The sequence below is a fragment of the Enterobacter sp. PL1 genome, assembly GCF_945957325.1.
Classification (GTDB): Bacteria; Pseudomonadota; Gammaproteobacteria; order Enterobacterales; family Enterobacteriaceae; genus Enterobacter; species Enterobacter roggenkampii.
The window spans coordinates 16,125-33,250 of record NZ_CAMFKT010000020.1; the positions used below are offsets into that span (position 1 = coordinate 16,125).

20 protein-coding genes and 1 tRNA gene are annotated in these 17,126 nt (G+C 53.0%); 13 read left to right on the forward strand and 8 right to left on the reverse strand.

The window, feature by feature from the left end; translation table 11 throughout:
* Nucleotides 1-16 precede the first annotated feature (16 nt).
* Nucleotides 17-877, reverse strand: coding sequence for a pirin family protein (locus tag N6P30_RS17345; protein WP_023292809.1), 861 nt, complete (start codon nucleotides 875-877; stop codon nucleotides 17-19).
* A 109-nt stretch (nucleotides 878-986) separates the two neighbouring features.
* Between N6P30_RS17345 and N6P30_RS17350 the strand changes: the two genes are divergently transcribed.
* The gene (locus N6P30_RS17350; RefSeq protein WP_023292808.1) at nucleotides 987-1,892 is read left to right on the forward strand and encodes a LysR family transcriptional regulator; all 906 of its coding nucleotides are present in this window, start codon (nucleotides 987-989) and stop codon (nucleotides 1,890-1,892) included.
* A 134-nt stretch (nucleotides 1,893-2,026) separates the two neighbouring features.
* Here the strand turns inward: N6P30_RS17350 and N6P30_RS17355 are convergent.
* A tRNA-Ser gene (locus N6P30_RS17355) sits at nucleotides 2,027-2,114 on the reverse strand.
* A 232-nt stretch (nucleotides 2,115-2,346) separates the two neighbouring features.
* Between N6P30_RS17355 and ghrA the strand changes: the two genes are divergently transcribed.
* From ghrA to N6P30_RS17375, 4 genes are all read left to right on the forward strand, one after another.
* Nucleotides 2,347-3,285, forward strand: a complete 939-nt coding sequence (gene ghrA, locus N6P30_RS17360) for a glyoxylate/hydroxypyruvate reductase GhrA (protein ID WP_032663835.1) — start codon at nucleotides 2,347-2,349, stop codon at nucleotides 3,283-3,285.
* Nucleotides 3,286-3,369: 84 nt separating this feature from the next.
* Nucleotides 3,370-4,107, forward strand: coding sequence for a phosphatase (locus N6P30_RS17365; RefSeq protein ID WP_008500850.1), 738 nt, complete (start codon nucleotides 3,370-3,372; stop codon nucleotides 4,105-4,107).
* Nucleotides 4,108-4,128: 21 nt separating this feature from the next.
* Entirely contained in the window at nucleotides 4,129-4,683 is a 555-nt protein-coding gene (locus tag N6P30_RS17370) for a molecular chaperone (RefSeq protein WP_021240794.1), read from the forward strand.
* A gap of 96 nt (nucleotides 4,684-4,779) precedes the next feature.
* Nucleotides 4,780-5,262 (forward strand): DUF1097 domain-containing protein, encoded by a 483-nt coding sequence (locus N6P30_RS17375; protein ID WP_072203727.1) that lies wholly within the window; start codon nucleotides 4,780-4,782, stop codon nucleotides 5,260-5,262.
* A gap of 43 nt (nucleotides 5,263-5,305) precedes the next feature.
* On the opposite strand, the gene csgG is transcribed toward N6P30_RS17375, so the two are convergent.
* From csgG to csgD, 4 genes are read right to left on the reverse strand one after another with little or no spacing between them, the layout of a single operon-like run.
* Entirely contained in the window at nucleotides 5,306-6,139 is an 834-nt protein-coding gene (csgG, locus tag N6P30_RS17380; protein WP_023292805.1) for a curli production assembly/transport protein CsgG, read from the reverse strand.
* Between the two features lie 26 nt (nucleotides 6,140-6,165).
* Nucleotides 6,166-6,579, reverse strand: a complete 414-nt coding sequence (csgF, locus tag N6P30_RS17385) for a curli production assembly/transport protein CsgF (RefSeq protein WP_008500846.1) — start codon at nucleotides 6,577-6,579, stop codon at nucleotides 6,166-6,168.
* A gap of 23 nt (nucleotides 6,580-6,602) precedes the next feature.
* Nucleotides 6,603-6,992 (reverse strand): curli production assembly/transport protein CsgE, encoded by a 390-nt coding sequence (gene csgE / locus N6P30_RS17390; RefSeq protein ID WP_008500845.1) that lies wholly within the window; start codon nucleotides 6,990-6,992, stop codon nucleotides 6,603-6,605.
* A 4-nt stretch (nucleotides 6,993-6,996) separates the two neighbouring features.
* On the reverse strand, nucleotides 6,997-7,647 hold the full coding sequence (csgD, locus tag N6P30_RS17395) for a biofilm master transcriptional regulator CsgD (protein WP_021240790.1): 651 nt from the start codon (nucleotides 7,645-7,647) through the stop codon (nucleotides 6,997-6,999).
* 763 nt (nucleotides 7,648-8,410) lie between these two features.
* Between csgD and csgB the strand changes: the two genes are divergently transcribed.
* The 5 genes from csgB (at nucleotide 8,411) to ymdB (ending at nucleotide 10,882) form a co-directional block, all read left to right on the forward strand.
* On the forward strand, nucleotides 8,411-8,866 hold the full coding sequence (gene csgB, locus N6P30_RS17400; protein WP_008500843.1) for a curli minor subunit CsgB: 456 nt from the start codon (nucleotides 8,411-8,413) through the stop codon (nucleotides 8,864-8,866).
* 41 nt (nucleotides 8,867-8,907) lie between these two features.
* Nucleotides 8,908-9,360 carry a curli major subunit CsgA gene (csgA, locus tag N6P30_RS17405; RefSeq protein ID WP_023292803.1) on the forward strand — a complete coding sequence of 151 codons (453 nt, stop codon included), beginning with the start codon at nucleotides 8,908-8,910 and terminating at the stop codon, nucleotides 9,358-9,360.
* A 60-nt stretch (nucleotides 9,361-9,420) separates the two neighbouring features.
* A complete protein-coding gene (csgC, locus tag N6P30_RS17410; RefSeq protein WP_023292802.1) occupies nucleotides 9,421-9,753 on the forward strand; it encodes a curli assembly chaperone CsgC in 333 nt (110 codons plus the stop codon).
* A 160-nt stretch (nucleotides 9,754-9,913) separates the two neighbouring features.
* Entirely contained in the window at nucleotides 9,914-10,234 is a 321-nt protein-coding gene (locus tag N6P30_RS17415; protein ID WP_008500840.1) for a type 1 fimbrial protein, read from the forward strand.
* A gap of 105 nt (nucleotides 10,235-10,339) precedes the next feature.
* A complete protein-coding gene (ymdB, locus tag N6P30_RS17420; RefSeq protein ID WP_008500839.1) occupies nucleotides 10,340-10,882 on the forward strand; it encodes an O-acetyl-ADP-ribose deacetylase in 543 nt (180 codons plus the stop codon).
* A gap of 34 nt (nucleotides 10,883-10,916) precedes the next feature.
* On the opposite strand, the gene mdoC is transcribed toward ymdB, so the two are convergent.
* A complete protein-coding gene (gene mdoC, locus N6P30_RS17425; RefSeq protein ID WP_008500838.1) occupies nucleotides 10,917-12,056 on the reverse strand; it encodes a glucans biosynthesis protein MdoC in 1,140 nt (379 codons plus the stop codon).
* A 254-nt stretch (nucleotides 12,057-12,310) separates the two neighbouring features.
* On the opposite strand from mdoC, the gene mdoG reads away from it, so the two are divergent.
* The 3 genes from mdoG (at nucleotide 12,311) to N6P30_RS17440 (ending at nucleotide 16,697) form a co-directional block, all read left to right on the forward strand.
* Nucleotides 12,311-13,864 (forward strand): glucans biosynthesis protein MdoG, encoded by a 1,554-nt coding sequence (mdoG, locus tag N6P30_RS17430; RefSeq protein ID WP_032663830.1) that lies wholly within the window; start codon nucleotides 12,311-12,313, stop codon nucleotides 13,862-13,864.
* Nucleotides 13,857-16,385: a glucans biosynthesis glucosyltransferase MdoH gene (gene mdoH / locus N6P30_RS17435; protein ID WP_023292800.1), complete on the forward strand. Its 2,529-nt coding sequence runs from the start codon at nucleotides 13,857-13,859 to the stop codon at nucleotides 16,383-16,385. The genes mdoG and mdoH overlap by 8 nt, the downstream gene beginning before the upstream one ends.
* Nucleotides 16,386-16,469: 84 nt before the next feature.
* Entirely contained in the window at nucleotides 16,470-16,697 is a 228-nt protein-coding gene (locus N6P30_RS17440; RefSeq protein ID WP_008500835.1) for a YceK/YidQ family lipoprotein, read from the forward strand.
* Nucleotides 16,698-16,703: 6 nt separating this feature from the next.
* On the opposite strand, the gene N6P30_RS17445 is transcribed toward N6P30_RS17440, so the two are convergent.
* Complete coding sequence (locus tag N6P30_RS17445; protein WP_008500834.1) at nucleotides 16,704-17,078, reverse strand: MysB family protein; 375 nt, start codon at nucleotides 17,076-17,078, stop codon at nucleotides 16,704-16,706.
* Nucleotides 17,079-17,126: the final 48 nt, after the last annotated feature.

Genomic DNA, 17,126 nt, shown 5'->3' on the forward strand with positions numbered 1-17,126 from the left:
TTCTCCTTTATTACGTTCAGAGCTGGCCGAAGCGGCCGGAATTGAAATCACGAATGGCTTCGTTGATTTCGGCTTTACTGTTCATCACAAACGGGCCGTAGCCCACGATCGGTTCATTCAGCGGCTCGCCGGCCATCAGCAGCACTTTTGCATCGCTGTTCGCTTCCAGGTGCAGTTTGTCGCCTTCCTGACTTAACACGACCAGCTGGGCTTCACCCGCCTGAGCGGTACCGTTTACCGTGATGCTGCCTTCAAGCACGACCAGCGCCGTGCTCCAGCCTTCCGGCTGAGCGAGCGTCAGATGGCTTCCCTGGTTCAGCGCGATGTCCCAGACGTTGAGCGGCGAGAAAGTGTGCGCCGGGCCGGTCACCGTGTCGTAGCGACCGGCAATAACCCGCAGCGTTCCACCGTCGTCAGGCAGCGTCACTACCGGGATGTCGGCTTTCGTAATGCTCTGGTAGCCCGGTGCGGCCATCTTGTCTTTCGCCGGCAGGTTGACCCAAAGCTGCATCATTTTGAGTTCTCCGCCTTTTTGCGAGAACGCGCTGGAGTGGAACTCCTCGTGCAAAATGCCTGCGCCGGCGGTCATCCACTGCACGTCCCCGGGGCCAATGACGCCGCCTTTCCCCGTGGAGTCGCGATGCTCCACTTCACCGGCATAGACGAGAGTGACCGTTTCAAAACCCCGGTGAGGGTGTTGGCCTACGCCGCGTTTCGCACCGTCTGCCGGAAAGGTGTATGGGCCCGCGTAGTCCAGCAGCAGGAACGGGCTGAGCGGCTCGCCGTGCGTCTGATAGGAGAACATTGAACGGACCGGGAAACCGTCGCCCACCCAGTGCTGACGTGGCGCGGTATAAACGCCAGTGATGTTTTTCATGATTAACTCCTGATGTTCTGTTGATGTAATTAGCTTATATTCAGGGTTAATATCCCGGTAGATAGTGAAAATGGCATTCACTGTTCTGAAAATAGAACGATGAGGATTTATGCAGGATCTCAATGACTTCGTCTGGTTTGTGAAGGTAGTGGAGTACGGGGGGTTTGCGGCGGCGGGAAGGGCGCTTGACCAACCCAAGTCCAAACTGAGCCGCAGGATCGCGCAGCTGGAGGAGCGGCTTGGCGTACGGTTGATACAGCGCACGACGCGGCAGTTTACGGTGACGGAAGTGGGGCACACTTTCTATCAGCACTGTAAGGCAATGCTGATAGAAGCAGAAGCGGCAGAGGAGGCCGTTGCTGCGCTGCAGGCTGAGCCGCGCGGCGTCGTCAGGATCACCTGTCCCGTCACGTTACTGCACGTCCACGTGGGACCGATGCTGGCGCGGTTTATGGCGCGCTACCCCGGGATTAATCTCCAGCTTGAGGCCACCAATCGTCGGGTCGATCTTGTTGGCGAAGGTATTGATGTGGCTATCCGCGTGCGTCCGCGTCCGTTTGATGACAGCGATCTGGTGTTAAGGGTGCTGGCTGACAGGGGGCATTGCCTGGTGGCAAGTCCGCAGTTGATTGAACGTATGGGTAAACCGCGAATGCCTTCCGAGCTCAGTGAATGGCCTGGATTAAGTATGGGGGCCGGTAAACAGGTGCATAAATGGGAGCTCAGTGGTCCAGAAGGGGCGAAAGCGGAGATCCACTACACACCGCGCTTTATTACCACCGACATGCTGGCACTGCGGGAAGCAGCGATGGCGGGCGTGGGCGTTGTACAGTTGCCGATATTGATGGTGAAGGATCAGCTTGCGTCAGGGGAACTGGTACGGGTGCTGGACGCGTGGGAACCCCGACGGGAAGTGATTCACGCGGTTTATCCTTCGCGGCGCGGCATGCTGCCGTCGGTCAGGACGCTGGTGGATTTTCTGACTGAAGAGTATGCGAAGATGGTGGAGGAGTAGCTTTTTGTAGGTCGGGTAAGCGCAGCGCCACCCGACATAAAGAGCGCAGGGAGTTTCAAGGTTCGAATCCCCCCTGCATGCGTGCAATATGCGAAAAAAAAGCCCGCATTTTCATGCGAGCTCTTCTTTAAATATGGCGGTGAGGGGGGGATTCGAACCCCCGATACGTTGCCGTATACACACTTTCCAGGCGTGCTCCTTCAGCCACTCGGACACCTCACCATATTGTCATCCCGTTGTTGACGGGACGGGCGCTAATGTAAGGAAAAGCCGAACTGCCGTCAACTCACTTTTTCAGTAATTTAGCGCGTTTAGACAAACTTCAGGCAACATGATTCTTAATTGTGCTGAAAGCGTCTTTTTTATCAGCAACACAGCCGCGCAATAAATTTGTTATGCTGACAACCTCGTTAAAAAGCAAAATAAATCAGCGCAATAAAAGGCAGGAATGACTATGGATATACTTTTCTATCACCCCACGTTTGATACGGCCTACTGGATCGAGGCGCTCACGGCAGCTTTACCCGGCGCACGCGTTCGCGAGTGGAAGCGTGGAGATAACGAACATGCTGACTATGCGCTGGTCTGGCATCCACCGGTAGAAATGCTCCAGGGCCGTAAGCTGAAGGCCGTTTTTGCCCTGGGGGCGGGCGTGGATTCCATTCTGAGCAAGCTGAAGGCGCATCCTGACATGCTGCCGGAAGCGATTCCCCTGTTCCGCCTGGAAGATACCGGAATGGGCCAGCAGATGCAGGAATATGCCGTCAGCCAGGTGCTGCACTGGTTCCGCCGTTTTGATGACTATCAGGCCTTTAAACAGCAGGCCCACTGGGAGCCGCTGCCGGATTACCGTCGCGAAGACTTTACCATCGGCATCCTCGGTGCGGGCGTGCTGGGCTCAAAAGTGGCTGAAGCTCTCGCTCCGTGGGGCTTCCCGCTGCGCTGCTGGAGCCGCAGCCGTAAGGACTATCCGGGCGTAGAGAGCTTTGCCGGAACGGATGAGCTTCCGGCCTTTCTGAACGGCACGCGCGTGCTGATCAACCTGCTGCCCAACACGGCGGAAACGGTAGGGATCATCAATGAAGCCTTGCTCAACCAGTTAGCCGATCAGAGCTACCTGATGAACCTGGCGCGTGGGGTGCATCTGGTCGAGCCCGATCTGCTGAAGGCGCTGGACAGCGGAAAGCTAAAAGGCGCCATGCTGGATGTCTACAGCCGTGAGCCGCTGCCGGTGGAAAGCCCGCTGTGGGCACATCCGCGCGTGGCGATGACCCCGCACGTGGCCGCCGTGACGCGTCCGGCAGAAGCGGTGGCGTACATATCCCATACCATCAGCGAAATGGAGAAGGGTAACGCGGTCACCGGCCAGGTTGACAGACAGCGCGGCTACTGAGAGAAACCCGGCGTTCGCCGGGTTTTTGCTAATATTCGCCGCTGATAACTGCTATCCTTTGGAAAAACCGCAGAGGAGAGAGAGATGTATCCCGTTGACCTGCATATGCACACCGTCGCCAGTACCCACGCGTATAGCAACCTCCATGATTATATCGCCCAGGCGAAGCTGAAAGGCATTAAGCTGTTCGCGATCACCGATCATGGTCCGGACATGGCGGATGCGCCGCACTACTGGCATTTTGTGAATATGCGGATCTGGCCACGTCTGGTGGACGGCATTGGGATACTGCGCGGCATCGAGGCGAATATCAAAAATACCGACGGTGAGATCGACTGCACCGGGCCGATGCTGACGTCTCTGGATCTTATCCTCGCCGGTTTCCACGAGCCGGTTTTTGCACCTCAGGATAAAGAGACCAACACCGCGGCGATGATTGCCACCATTGCCAGCGGCAATGTGCACATTATCAGCCACCCCGGCAACCCGAAGTACCCGATTGATATTCAGGCTGTCGCGCAGGCGGCAGCGAAGCACCGCGTGGCGCTGGAGATTAACAACTCCTCCTTTGTTCACTCGCGCAAGGGCAGTGAAGCCAACTGCCGCGAAGTGGCCGCCGCCGTACGCGATGCGGGCGGCATGGTGGCGTTGGGTTCGGATTCCCATACCGCCTTTACGCTGGGTGATTTCAGCGAGTGCCTGAAAGTGCTCAATGACGTTAACTTCCCGGAAGCGCAAATCCTGAACGTGACTCCGCGCCGCATGCTCGATTTCCTCGAATCGCGCGGCATGGAGCCGATTGCCGAATTTGCCGATCTTTAATTGTGTAATGGAATAATAAAAATGAACGAGTTTTCCATCCTTTGCCGCGTGCTGGGTACGCTCTATTATCGCCAGCCGCAAGACCCGCTGTTGGTTCCGCTCTTTACGTTAATTCGTGAAGGTAAGCTGGCGGAGAACTGGCCGCTGGAACAGGATGATTTACTGGCGCGTCTGCAAAAAAGCTGCGACATGCAGCAGATTGCGACCGATTACAATGCGCTGTTCGTCGGCGATGAGTGCCGCGTTTCGCCATACCGTTCTGCCTGGCAGGAAGGGGCGACGGAAGCGGAAGTCCGTGCTTTCCTCTCCACGCGCGGTATGCCGCTGAGCGATACGCCTGCGGACCATATCGGTACGCTGCTGCTGGCCGCTTCCTGGATTGAAGATAACGCCGGGGATGATGAGAACGAAGCTATCGAAACGCTTTTCGAAACGTACCTGCTGCCGTGGGTCGGAACATTCCTTGGGAAAGTCGAAGCCCACGCCGCCTCGCCATTCTGGAGAACGCTGGCACCGCTGACCCGCGACGCAATTGCGGCGATGTGGGATGAGCTGGAAGAAGAGAACGAAGAGTGACTTAGATCACATAAATCCTGCAACGCCGCATTTCAATTTGCACATAATGTGCTTCTGATCGCATTTCTATGGTGCGCTTCTGCTAAGATGCGCGCCATGAACATATTACTTTGTATCGCAATAACAACGGGCATTCTCTCCGGGCTCTGGGGATGGGTGGCCGTGTCTCTCGGATTGCTCAGCTGGGCTGGATTCCTTGGCTGTACGGCCTATTTCGCCTGCCCGCAGGGGGGCGTCAAAGGGCTCTTTATCTCAGGCTGCACGCTGATGAGCGGGGTTATCTGGGCGCTGGTGATCATGAAAGGCAGCGCGCTGGCGCCGCATCTGGAGATGCTGGGGTACATTATGACGGGCGTAGTTGCCTTCCTGATGTGTATTCAGGCTAAGCATCTCCTGCTTTCGTTTGTGCCGGGCACCTTTATCGGGGCGTGCGCGACCTTTGCAGGGCAGGGTGACTGGAAGCTGGTGGTGCCTTCCCTGGCGCTGGGGTTGCTGTTTGGCTATGCCATGAAAAACAGCGGTCTTTGGCTGGCGTCGCGGCGGGAAAAAGCGCAAGACATCACGGCGGTGAGCGAATAAAAAAAGGCGAGATAATCATCTCGCCTTTTTTATGCGCTTCCTGTCAGGATTCCGGAGGGACTGACATATCGCGGTATTTCACCAGTATCGGGTTCTGCACGTCTGCTTTGTTTTGCAGATCCCACAGCCCGCGGTCAATACCGTCGTTGATTAAGAAGATCACGCCGGTTTCAATGGCCGACATCAGACACATCATGACCGGCTCGTTAGAGGTGTAGCCAATTTCACCCTCCAGCAAACGCTGGTAATCGATGAAGCGGAATACCCCTGCCTGAACTTCATAAGACAGGATGGTTTTGCTGGTGTTCACCGAATAGAGCACTTCGCCTGTACTGACGTTGACCACACGCAGGTTAACGGCGATTTGGTCGAGCTGGTACTGGGTATCCGCACCGATACCGAAGTACCGCGCGCCCGCACCACCCGATTTAACGTTACTTTCGTAACCAATAATCGACCCTTCAATCATCACGTTCGCTGCCGCCAGAGATTCCAGAGGCGTGCGGTTATTGGCCGCGACGGTACCATTCTCCTGTGCGGCACGAATGATTTTCCGTTCATTCAACAGGTTCTGAAGACCCTGACGTTCCAGCGGAATAAACCAGTGGGAATCCTTGAGCGCGGTAACCAGCATCGCGGTGGCACTTTGCGGCACGGCCGTGGAGAAGTTACTTGCCGGGTAAGGTTTGAATTGCCCGGTTTCATCCTGAATGTTGTATACGGAGACAAATATTTTCCCCGTTGGAGCAGGTAAATGCGTTAAATCACGATAACTCTGGGCCCGAGGCATTAATGTTGGTTTTGCAGCTTCTTTAGGTGGAGCAGTTAAACAACCGCTCAATAAGCACACTGCAACAAATATCAGGAAGCGCTGCATGATCGTTGTCCTTATTTAGCTATTGTTTAAAAGTCAGTTGAATTACTTTGTAGACCGGAAACCTGAATAGTGGAGATCCTTCCGGTTTTACGATCGGTCACGTTCAGCTGAAGCTGTCCATCGGTGTTGGCGATATCAACGATAAAATCGTTGGTCACCATCCGGCCGGGTTTGCCGGTATTAATGTTGGTCAGTAACCCGCCTAAAATCTGCGACTGGATAGCCTGAGTGAAGTTGTCCAGTGCGGATGGGGTATCAACGCTAAAATCCTTTAAGCTTGGGTCCTTATAGGAGTTTTGCGCCTGCGCTTCATTCAGCAGAAAGGCACCGTTGTTAGGGTTACCGCCAAAGTTAGGGTTACGGAACTGAAACGTCATATTTCCGGCCCAGCTTATAGGTGTTATTAGCATTATCGAAACAACTGCATATGCAATACGCATGACAGCCTCCGCATATCGGTTCGCTAGAACTCGTCTTTAGCTAAATCGCTGGTGCTTAATAGGGCTTTATCTATTTGCAGGCGATTAATAGCGTCTTCTGATTGGGCCAGTGCCAGGGCTACGTTTTTATCGAAGTCCATTTTAGTGGGGAATAAAAACGTTTGATAAATAACGTACTGATTGGCCGTTATTGTTATCCAACTTCCCCATCGTGCACTGGGCCGCTCGTTGATTGTTATATTTCCGGTATAAGTACTGTCCCATTTGTCACTGAAGGCTCGGTAAAAACTGTGCCCGACCGATGAGACAGTGTGGTCTGTTAACAATCCGGGAACTTCGACCTCGACGGCCTTTAGATTCCCGGCAGCGAGCAGGAAACTCGCTGCGGCGATCCAACTCAACGTGCGCTTCATGTGATTAACGCCTGAGGTTATCGTTTGCCCACGAAACCGCCTGAGTTCGGTTTTTTACAGCTATCTTCTTGAAAAGATTATAAAGGTGCGTCTTTACCGTATTTTCGCTGATAAATAACGAACGGGCGATTTCAATATTTGAAGCACCAATGCGTAACTTATTCAGGATCTCTTTCTCACGGTGCGTGAGCAGTGCTGACTCTGAGCTGTTATAGCGATAATTTCCGGAGTGCGTGATGAGGTAGCTGGCCAGCTTTTGCGAAAAATAACACTCTCCGCGCAATATGCCTTGCAGACCCTCAACTACCCGGTCTTCTTCTTCCGTGACGTAGAACACGCCATTGATATGCGGCCAGCTTTCAATATCCCTGAAAGGATATTCATCAGGCGTATTCAATAATAGCACGCGGATATTATTGTTTTTCCTGCTTAAAATATCTTGCCAGTAATGGATGAGCTTTTTATCAGCTTCCATCATATCGAACAGAATGATGCTGCCAGGTGCAATATCATCAAAAGAACGTTGAATATTATGCAATTTCCCGTTCAGTGATAAAGATTGCTTTAAATGTTGTAATAACGCTGTCGCTTGCAAAGAAGGTTTTGTGATCAACAGTAATGTATGACCATGTAAACTATGGACTTCATTATACATGATGAAACCCCACTTTTTTTTGGCACCTGGCAGCTGTCCTCCTGTTTAATAGAGGACACCAGAAGTACTGACAGATGTTGCACTGCTGTGTGTAGAATCAGACCATAACCTCCACGGGGAGGTAAATATAAAACCAATTTCGTACATCTAATTTCAATCTAGCTTTTACGAAGTTTAAAGCAAGTGTTAAACATGTAACCGAATGTAAAAATCAATATTAATTTGTGAAAATCACTTGTGATGAATGGCGAGAAATGATGAGAAAGTTGTACACCTAAATAGAGATGCACAGTTTTTAAAAATCATACAAATATTTATATCTCATTGATTATTAGATATATTTATTATTTTATGCGAACGATAAAACAGTATGAGGTACAGATTATTTCTAAGCCCATAAATGCGCGGTTGTCTGGCTTAAGAAAACGGGCTTCGTGTCACGACTGTGAAAAAGTGTCCTTCTGCCGTTACGTTTAAACAACGCGAGAAGACGCGTGGACAGCCTTCGCCTCGTTGTACAACCTGATTGTTGGACAGGGGAAATAAAAAATATAAGCTGGCCTGAGTAAAGTGATTTTTGTCGTAAATTACGACTTTGTGGTGATCCGAAAAATAAAAATAAGCCGCGCGGGTGAGATATTTAAAATGTTTCAGCGGACATACTCTTCACCGTAACGACGCGTTAACACAATATGCATCGTTTTTACAAGTAACACGGTTATAGGTTATGGCGTGATTAAATAACCAGGTCCAGGGTGACAACATGAAATACACATCGTTATTTATGGTGTTTACATTACTGGGTGCGCCTGGATTTGTAACCGCAGCGAATTCAGATTTAGCCAATGCTGAATATAACTTTGCGGTTAACGAATTAAGTCTTTCATCACTCAATCAGGCAGCCATTATTGGTCAACAGGGTGTTTTTAATGACGCTCAGGTTCGCCAGGAAGGTTCAAAACTCTTGTCCATTGTTTCACAGGATGGGGCGGGCAACAGAGCAAGAGTTGATCAATCAGGGAGTTACAATATAGCCTGGATCGATCAGAGCGGTACCGCGAATGATGCAGGTATTACGCAAGAGGGATACGGTAATAGCGCGAAAATTATCCAGAAAGGGTCGGGTAATAGAGCAAATATTACGCAGTACGGTACGCAGAAAACCGCAGTTGTAGTGCAGAAACAGTCGCAAATGGCGATTAACGTTATTCAACATTAGCGCATTCGCGACGATTTTAATCAATCCGATGGGGGTTTACCATGAAATTTCTCAAAGTGGCAGCGCTTGCAGCAATCGTAGTTTCTGGTAGTGCTATGGCGGGTTCTATTAATCAGGGCGGCTGGGGCCATGGGCATGGTCATGGCGGATACAGTGGCCCAAATTCAACCCTGAATATTTATCAGGACGGTGGCGGTAACTCCGCGGTTGCTCTGCAGACAGACGCCAGAAATTCCGTGCTGAATATTACCCAGAAAGGTGGCGGTAACGGCGCTGACGTTGGTCAGGGTTCTGATGACAGTAAAATCAACCTGACCCAGAAAGGATTTGGCAACAGTGCAACACTGGATCAGTGGAACAGCAAAAAATCTGTTATGAACGTTAACCAGTCCGGCGGCTTTAACGGCGCCCTCGTCGACCAGACTGCCTCTAACTCTACTGTTAACGTTACCCAGATTGGCTTTGGTAACCACGCGACAGCTCATCAGTACTGATACTGAAATCTGTGCTACAAAAAAACAGGGCTGATGCCCTGTTTTTTTCGGGAGTACATCATGAATACCTTAATTCTTCTTGCCGCGCTTTCCAGCCAGATAACTTTCAAAACGTCGCAGCAGGAAAATATGACCACCATTATTCCTCAGGTCACCCTGGCGCAGCCGTGTGATTGTCTGGTTCAGATTGTTTCCTTTCGGGAAGGGCAGGGGGGACAAAGTTCGTCCCGACAGCAAAATACCCTTTTTATACCCGCTAATCAGACGATTGATTTAATGCGCCTGAGTTTAAATATTAATGCGGGAGACACGGTAAAAATCGTTGTCACCGTTTCAGACGGTAAATCGCTTCATTTATCACAGCAGTGGTCGCCTGCGGAACGTTCGCTTTAATCATTCATGAAATCAATGTGTTGCGAATGTGGCGGGTCTGTGCCGTTGAGCTATGCTGATATCAGGGATCAGGTCATTATGTTCCTTAACGTGAGACTTCGTTTGTCATAATGAAGTGCGTTTACCCCTCAAGGACGATTTTCATTGAGGAGTACCGATAATGAACCACTCTTTCGCTCGACTCGTGACGGGTCTGGGCCTGATTGTTTCTGTTTTTAGCCTCCCGGTTTATTCGGCTACCATTGTGAACGGTGGCGTTATTCATTTTCGCGGTGCCATTGTTGCAGACCCCTGTGAAGTTACGCCGCAGCAGAGACAGTTTGCTATGTCCTGTCCGGATAATAATCGTATGCAAACGCGCATGGTCAGTTATGAAGAGGCGCTTAATGGCAAAGTGTCCGATTCAGATCTGGTGTCGCTCCGCATGAAATACCTTAACCCTGAAAAAACGCTCGCGGTTGTCGAAATCCAGTATCGATAGCGTTCTCTCTTCCGCTTTGTGCGGAAGAGGATTTTTTCTGATAGTTTTTTCTCCCGGGCAGCCCTGCGATACACTTAATAAAAAGGCGGGTTGCAGAGGGGCTTTATGAAACCGCAAATTGAAGTTATTCATGGTGATATTACGACCATGCACGTCGACGTCATCGTCAATGCGGCCAATCCCTCCCTGATGGGGGGAGGCGGTGTGGACGGGGCTATCCACCGGGCTGCAGGACCGCAGCTGCTGGAAGCCTGCAAAACCGTACGGCAACAGCAGGGCGAATGTCCTCCCGGCCATGCGGTCATTACGCTTGCGGGCGATCTGCCTGCCAAAGCGGTGATCCACGCCGTAGGGCCTGTCTGGCACGGTGGCGATCGGCACGAGGCGAGTATTCTGGAAGAGGCTTACCGAAACTGTCTGCGGCTGGCTGCCGACAACGGCTATAAAACAATGGCGTTCCCGGCCATCAGTACGGGGGTGTATGGCTATCCTAAGGCGGCTGCCGCTACGATCGCCGTCGACACCGTTTACCGCTATCTGTCGCTAAAACCGATGCCTGAGAAAGTAATCTTTGTCTGTTTCGATGAAGAAACCACCCACCTTTATCAACGGTTGCTGACCCAGCGCGGGCAGGAACTGGACACCTGAAGCAAACGCGGCGCACTGAGTGCGCCGCGGTTGTTTATGAGGCTTTTACCTGAGGTTTTCCTGAGAAGAGGAAACGCAGAAGCGGGATCCGCAGGTGGATTTCATAGAGCACGATCGCAATCCCCACGACAAACACCAGACCGGTAAAGAAGCCCAGCGTGTTAGAGGCGATATGCGGGGTGATGTAAGCCCCGAAGAAGAGCGTGAGCGGGTGATGCACCAGATAAATAAACAGCGACGCATTCACAAAGTAGGTCACGCGGCTGGACTTAAAGTTCAGCAGGCGGTGGCCGAGCGCGAATACTACGTTCACCATCCATAAACCCAGCAGCATGGTGATCACGCTTTCCGTTTCGTACATCCAGGCGTCACCGCTCCCGTAGCGCTGGTTCAGCAGATAGGCCGCGAACGCGATGGCCGCACCAACAGCACACCACGGTGACGGGGTAGTAAACAGCGCTTTCAGCTTCGGGTAAATAAACGCCAGCGCGCCAATTAAAAAGAACGGAATGTAGAAAAGGGACTGCATCACCACAAAATTAAACAGGCCGTCGCTCAGTATCGGTGGATAGACGATAAACAGGATGCGTCTCACCGCGGCGTAAGCGATACCCAACAGCAAGAAGAGCACCGACAGTTTGCCCAGCGTAACGGTGGCGAAAAAGGCGTCAGCTCTCGAACTCAGGTGGTGACGCAGGCGGCTGAAAATGAACAGGCTCACCGTAGTGAGCACCACCAGGACCAGCAGGAACCACAGGTGAGACACCAGCTCCCAGACCAGCGTATTGTACTTTTCATACAGTGACAGATTCGGCCAGTTTTCCGCTTTGCCTTTGACGTACTGCAGCATAATGAACTGAGGCAGCGTCAGTAGCGGAATCGCGGTCAGCATGGGGATCCCCACGCGCTCGACGCGCACCTTCCACCAGCGTTTAAGCGGGTATCGCAGAAACAGCATGTAAGAGAAATAGCCGGAGATGACAAAAAACACCTGCATACGGAAGGCGTGAATAAAGTCATTAAACAGCGTCAGCCACCAGGAGGGCATCTGGCTATTCACATGCCAGGTATGGCTGGAGTAAATCAGTGATATGTGAAAAGGGATCCCCAATAGCATCAGCCATGCCCGGATCGAGTCGAGGAAATATTCACGTTCTGTTGGTGTTGTGCTCATATAACGTTGTGCATTCTCAGACTTTTCGTCTTATCCCTAAGACTCATAATGGTTACATTCGAAAGCAACCCTACACCAAGACCGACACCCTGTCTCCAGGATAAGCACGCAAAGTGAATAATGGGTTCTTTCATTTGCTTAATCCATGAGCCAGCAGCTGAACAAAGCAGTGATAATGTTGTCGGATTGCCTGAGTTTCCATTAAAATGGATCGGATCGATATAAGCACACAAAGGGGGAAGTGCTTACTTATTATGAAACATAAACCACAAATGATGAAAATGCGTTGGTTAGGTGCTGCAGTGGTGTTATCACTGTATACCTCATCGGCACTGGCCTTTAACATCGACGATGTCGCAAAACAGGCAAAATCGATGGCTGGCAAGAGCTACGAAGCGCCGAAAAGTAACTTGCCCTCCGTTTTCCGCGATATGAAATATGCGGACTATCAGCAGATCCAGTTCAATCATGACAAAGCCTACTGGAGCAACATCAAGACCCCGTTCAAGCTTGAGTTTTATCATCAGGGTATGTATTTCGACACGCCTGTTGCCATCAACGAAGTGACGGCCACAGCGGTACGTAAGATCAAATACAGCCCGGATTACTTCAATTTTGGCAATGTGCAACACGACAAAGATACGGTGAAAGACCTGGGCTTCGCAGGCTTTAAGGTGCTTTACCCGATCAACAGCAAAGATAAAAACGACGAAATCGTCAGCATGCTGGGTGCCAGCTATTTCCGCGTGATTGGCGCGGGGCAGGTATACGGGCTTTCTGCGCGCGGACTGGCGATTGATACCGCGCTGCCATCAGGTGAAGAATTCCCACGTTTCCGTGAGTTCTGGATTGAACGTCCAAAACCAACGGATAAACGTCTGACCATTTACGCGCTGCTGGATTCACCGCGTGCGACCGGCGCCTATCGCTTTGTGATTATGCCGGGTCGTGACACCGTGGTTGACGTGCAGTCCAAGGTTTACCTGCGTGATAAAGTGGGCAAACTGGGCGTTGCACCACTGACCAGCATGTTCCTGTTTGGGCCGAACCAGCCGTCTCCGGCCACTAACTTCCGCCCGGAACTGCACGACTCCAACGGTCTGTCTATTCATGCCGGTAACGGAGAGTGGATCTGGCGTCCGCTGAACAACCCGAAACATCTGGCGGTGAGCAGCTTCGCGATGGAAAACCCGCAAGGTTTTGGCCTGCTGCAGCGTGGCCGTCAGTTCTCCCGCTTTGAAGATCTGGACGACCGCTATGACCAGCGTCCAAGCGCCTGGGTCACGCCAAACGGTGACTGGGGTAAAGGTAAGGTTGAGCTGGTTGAGATTCCAACCAACGACGAAACCAACGATAACATCGTGGCTTACTGGACGCCGGATCAGCTGCCGGAAGCCGGTAAAGAGATGAACTTCAAGTACACCATCACCTTCAGCCGCGACGAAGATAAGCTGCATGCGCCGGATAACGCGTATGTGATGCAGACTCGTCGTTCAACGGGTGATGTGAAGCAGTCTAATCTTATCCGTCAGCCTGACGGTACCGTGGCCTTTGTCGTGGACTTTGCAGGCCAGGATATGAAGAAACTGTCACCGGACACCGCCGTTGCCGCTCAGGCCAGCATCGGTGATAACGGTGAAATCGTTGAGAATACCGTGCGTTACAACCCGGTAACCAAAGGCTGGCGTCTGACCCTGCGCGTGAAAGTGAAAGATCCGAAACAGACCACTGAAATGCGTGCTGCGCTGGTCAGTAACGATCAGCCGCTGAGTGAAACCTGGAGCTATCAGCTACCTGCCAATGAATAATACATCTGAATATATTGATGCCATGCCGCTGACGGATATCGAAAAAGCGGCACTGCCTAAGAGCGACATCCGCGCGGTTCACACCGCGCTGGATGGTGAACATCGTCAGTTTTCCCGTGATGATGATACGCCGCTGGGGTCAGTAAAGGCACGTCTGGAGCAGGCCTGGCCGGACTCGCTGGCAGAAGGGCAGTTGATTAAAGACGACGAAGGGCGCGATCAGCTTCAGGCGATGCCGAAGGCCACGCGTTCCTCAATGTTCCCCGATCCGTGGCGCACCAACCCGGTGGGCCGCTTCTGGGATCGCCTGCGCGGGCGTGATGTGACGCCGCGCTATCTGTCACGCCTGACGAAAGAAGAGCAGGCTTCCGAACAGAAATGGCGTACCGTGGGGACCCTCCGTCGCTACATCCTGCTGCTGTTGACGCTGGCGCAGACGGTCGTCGCGACCTGGTATATGAAAACCATCCTGCCGTATCAGGGCTGGGCGTTCATCAATCCGATGGACATGATGGGCCAGGATCTCTGGGTCTCCTTCATGCAGCTGCTGCCGTATATCCTGCAGAGCGGCATCCTTCTGCTGTTCGCGGTTCTCTTCTGCTGGGTCTCGGCCGGTTTCTGGACCGCGCTGATGGGCTTCCTGCAGCTGCTGATGGGGCGTGACAAATACAGTATTTCGGCGTCAACGGTCGGGGATGAACCCCTCAATCCTGAGCACCGTACCGCGCTGATTATGCCTATCTGTAACGAAGACGTTGACCGCGTGTTTGCGGGCCTGCGTGCCACCTGGGAGTCCGTGAAGGCCACCGGCAACGCGGAGCATTTCGACGTTTACATCCTGAGCGACAGCTACAACCCCGATATCTGCGTGGCAGAACAAAAAGCGTGGATGGAGCTGATTGCAGAAGTGCAGGGCGAAGGACAGATCTTCTACCGTCGCCGCCGTCGTCGTGTGAAGCGTAAAAGCGGTAACATCGATGACTTCTGCCGCCGCTGGGGTAACCAGTACAGCTACATGGTGGTGCTGGATGCTGACTCCGTCATGAGCGGTGACTGCCTGAGCGGTCTGGTGCGTCTGATGGAAGCCAACCCGAACGCGGGTATCATTCAGTCTTCGCCAAAAGCGTCCGGTATGGACACGCTCTATGCGCGCTGTCAGCAGTTCGCCACCCGTGTTTACGGGCCGCTGTTCACGGCGGGCCTGCACTTCTGGCAGCTGGGTGAATCCCACTACTGGGGTCACAACGCCATCATCCGCGTGAAGCCGTTCATTGAGCACTGTGCGCTGGCGCCGCTGCCGGGCGAGGGTTCGTTTGCCGGCTCTATTCTGTCGCATGACTTCGTAGAAGCGGCGCTGATGCGTCGTGCTGGCTGGGGCGTCTGGATTGCCTACGACCTGCCGGGATCGTACGAAGAGCTGCCGCCGAACCTGCTGGACGAGCTCAAGCGTGACCGCCGCTGGTGTCACGGTAACCTGATGAACTTCCGTCTGTTCCTGGTGAAAGGGATGCACCCGGTTCACCGCGCGGTGTTCCTGACGGGCGTGATGTCTTATCTCTCCGCACCGCTGTGGTTTATGTTCCTTGCGCTCTCCACAGCGCTGCAGGTCGTGCATGCCCTGACGGAGCCGCAATACTTCCTGCAGCCGCGCCAGCTGTTCCCGGTGTGGCCGCAGTGGCGTCCGGAACTGGCGATTGCGCTGTTTGCCTCCACCATGGTGCTGCTGTTCCTGCCTAAGCTGCTCAGCATCATCCTGATCTGGTGCAAAGGCTCAAAAGAGTACGGCGGTTTCTTCCGCGTGACCCTTTCACTGCTGCTGGAAGTGCTGTTCTCCGTGCTGCTGGCACCGGTGCGTATGCTGTTCCACACCGTGTTCGTGGTCAGTGCGTTCCTGGGCTGGGAAGTGGTCTGGAACTCACCGCAGCGTGATGACGACTCCACGCCGTGGAGCGAAGCCTTTATGCGCCATGGTTCTCAGCTGCTGCTGGGTCTGGTGTGGGCGGCCGGGATGGCGTGGCTGGATCTGCGCTTCCTGTTCTGGCTGGCGCCGATTGTCTTCTCGCTGATCCTGTCGCCGTTTGTCTCCGTGATCTCCAGCCGTTCGACGGTGGGGCTGCGGACCAAACGCTGGAAGCTGTTCCTGATCCCGGAAGAGTATTCCCCGCCGCAGGTGCTGGTAGACACCGATCGTTATCTCGAGCAGAACCGCAATCGCACGCTGGATGACGGCTTTATGCACGCCGTGTTTAACCCGTCATTCAACGCCCTGGCGACGGCAATGGCGACGGCGCGTCACCGTGCCAGCCAGGTGCTGGAGATTGCCCGCGATCGTCACGTTGAGCAGGCGCTGAACGAGACCCCGGAAAAACTCAACCGTGACCGTCGTCTGGTCCTGTTGAGCGACCCGGTTACGATGGCGCGTCTTCACTACCGCGTATGGTCCGCTCCGGAGAGATACTCTTCGTGGGTAAACTACTATAAAGAACTGAAGCTGAACCCGCTGGCGTTGAAGGCGAAGTAAGTGGTTAAGTAGAGCGGGTAAGCGAAGCGCCTCCCGCCAACTAAAATACCGGCATAATCGCCGGTATTTTTTTAGAGGTTACTCATGAGAATCATCATCGTCGTTCTGATGGCATGCCTGCTCAGCGGCTGCGGCAGCATCATCAGCCGCACCATTCCAGGGCAGGGCCACGGGAATCAGTATTACCCGGGTGTGAAATGGGATCTCCGAGACTCCGCATGGCGCTACCTCACCGTGCTGGATCTGCCATTCTCGCTAATTTTCGACACGCTGCTGCTGCCGATCGATGCCAGCCACGGCCCTTACGAGTAGCGTAAATTAACGCTCGTCCCACTCATCGGCTGCGGTTTGACCTTCTTCCGTATCCAGCGGTGGCTCGAGCTGAAATTCGCCCTCATCCCACTCGTGCAATGTGTTCTCTTCCAGCCATTCCTGCCGCAGTTCGATTTCATCATAGTCGCCATCAAAGACGGCCTGCGCACCTTCACCGCTCAGGACCGGCAGGCATTCCCCTTCTTCACCTTCATCGGCAAAGAATTCGGCCTGCCACATAATATCCCCATCCTGCAGAACGTATTTCTGGATATTAAGTTGTTGCACGTCAGCATCTTCTTCTTCAACGCCGGGGTTGTCGGCGAGGAACTCTTCACGAGCGGCATCAATAGCTTCTTCCAGCGTGGCGTACATGGTCATTGGTGTCTCCCTGTTTTCCAGATGGTTTCAGGGAAAGAATAGCTGAAT